Annotated in this window: 2 protein-coding genes and 1 pseudogene; 2 read left to right on the plus strand and 1 reads right to left on the minus strand. The window is 71.3% G+C overall.

The window, feature by feature from the left end; all coding sequences use genetic code 11:
* On the plus strand, window positions 1-817 hold an 817-nt coding region (locus ACYVE7_RS33290; RefSeq protein WP_460370461.1), incomplete at its 5' end, for a hypothetical protein.
* Window positions 818-847: 30 nt separating this feature from the next.
* Window positions 848-1501 (plus strand): leucine efflux protein LeuE, encoded by a 654-nt coding sequence (leuE, locus tag ACYVE7_RS33295; protein ID WP_460370462.1) that lies wholly within the window; start codon window positions 848-850, stop codon window positions 1499-1501.
* A 96-nt stretch (window positions 1502-1597) separates the two neighbouring features.
* Here leuE and ACYVE7_RS33300 read toward each other — a convergent pair.
* A pseudogene (locus tag ACYVE7_RS33300) lies at window positions 1598-1914 on the minus strand (hypothetical protein); the annotation flags it as partial.

A 1914-nucleotide genomic window follows, 5' to 3' on the forward strand; every position in this document is an offset into this window, starting at 1 on the left:
CGACGCCGCCAACCGGGCCGCCGCCCCCGCCGACGAGGCGCGACGTGTCGGGATGGCCGCCGAGGCGCGCCTGTCCCGCGCCCGCACCGTGCTGGCCGACAGCAAGGACCGTACCGACCAGGCCAAACAGGACGAGCAGGACGCGGCGGACGCCCTTGTTGACGCCGAGAAGGCGCTCACCGACCAGGAGGAGCGGGCGACGGCCGCCGCCGAAGCCGGACGGAACGATCTCGCCGCCGCCACCGAAGCCCTGGAGCAGACCGAGACCCGGATCGCCGAGATCCTGGGGGAGGAGCCGGAACCGGAGTTCAGGGCGCGCGCCGCCGCCCGGCTCAACCACCCCGTGCACGACCCCGCCTCGGCCGTCTCGGTGGTCTGCACCACGCCCGACGCGGTGCCGCCCGGCCCCTACGATCTGCTGGTCGTGGACGCCGCCGAGCGGATCACCGACGGCGATCTGCTGCTCGGGGCCGTGCAGGCCCGGCGGTGGGTCCTGGTCGGCACCCCGGGCGGCGAAGGCCCCCAGGTGGATCATGAGCTGGTCGATCTGCTGTCGGCGCTGGCCGCGCTCCGGCTGGCCGGCAACGGAGGGCAGACCCAGGTCGTCGGGGCCGAGACCTACGGGATGCCGGTCAAGAACGAGATGGAGCGGCTGCGGACGTCGGGGCTGTGGGACACCGTGTACGCCGAGCTCTACGGGAAGATCGTCCGTCGGCTGAACGCGCTGGGGCTCGCCTCGGACGTCGCGCTGACGGCGGCCGTCACCGAGCGGCTGGCCACGGGCCCGTTCCAGCGCTGCCTGGAAACAGGTTCGTGACATATCCCGGTCTTTGGCACACTGGGCGACATGCTGGGCATCACTGACCTTCCTGCTTATGTGATCGGCACCGTGCTGATCGTCCTCCTGCCGGGGCCGAACTCGCTGTACGTGCTGTCCACGGCCGCCCGGCGCGGAGTGCGCCGCGGCTATCTGGCCGCCTCGGGCGTCTTCCTCGGCGACACGATCCTGATGGTCGCCTCCGCGCTGGGGGTCGCCTCCCTGCTCAAGACCAACGACCTGGTCTTCGGCGCGGTGAAGTACGCGGGCGCCGCCTACCTGCTCTACCTGGCCGTGGGGATGCTCCGATCGGCCTGGAAGATGATCAAGGAGCGGGCCGCCGAGCCCGCCCAGGCCGCGGCGGAGGAGGTAGAGGAGATCGAGCGCCCGTTCCGGCGGGCCCTGCTGATCAGCCTGCTCAACCCGAAGGCGATCCTGTTCTTCATCTCGTTCTTCGTGCAGTTCGTCGACCCCGGCTACGCCACCCCGGCGCTGTCGTTCCTCGTGCTGGGCGTCATCCTGCAGTTCTTCAGCTTCCTGTACCTCACCACGCTGATCTTCAGCGGCACCCGGCTGGCCGACGCGTTCCGGCGCCGCCGCAAGCTGTCGGCCACCGCGACCACCGCGGTCGGCGCCGGCTTCCTCGCCTTCGCCGCGAAACTCGCCACCAGCTCGGTCGGCTAGGCCGGTCGATCCCGGCGATCCCGGCAACGAAAGAGGTGCGGAGCCCGTGGGCGCCGCACCTCTTCCGTTCTCTCCCTCATCCCCAGGGTCTGTGGGTCACCGTCCGCTGTAGGCGGCTCCGGCGTCCAGGTTCTGGTTGACCGACGTCTGCAGGTCAGTCCAGAACGCGAAGTCCTCGTCGTCCTTGAGATGCTCGATCCGGCCCCAGAACTCGCGGTCCTCGGCCTCGGCGGCGACGGCGGCGGAGATCGCGGGCATCATCATGGTGCCCTCCTCCGCCTCCTCGAAGTCGTAGTGGCTCATCCCGGTCGGCAGCTCGACGGGCGGCGCGCCGGACGTGCGGTGGTGGCGGCCTTTCTTGCGAACCCGCACCTCGGGGGCGGCCGCGACGGCGGCGGGCACCCGGACGGCCG

The organism is Actinocorallia lasiicapitis, assembly GCF_054778695.1.

Bases quoted from the DNA above. Each gene is read 5' to 3' on its own strand.
- leuE (WP_460370462.1), top strand. From the start codon at position 848: ATGCTGGGCATCACTGACCTTCCTGCTTATGTGATCGGCACCGTGCTG.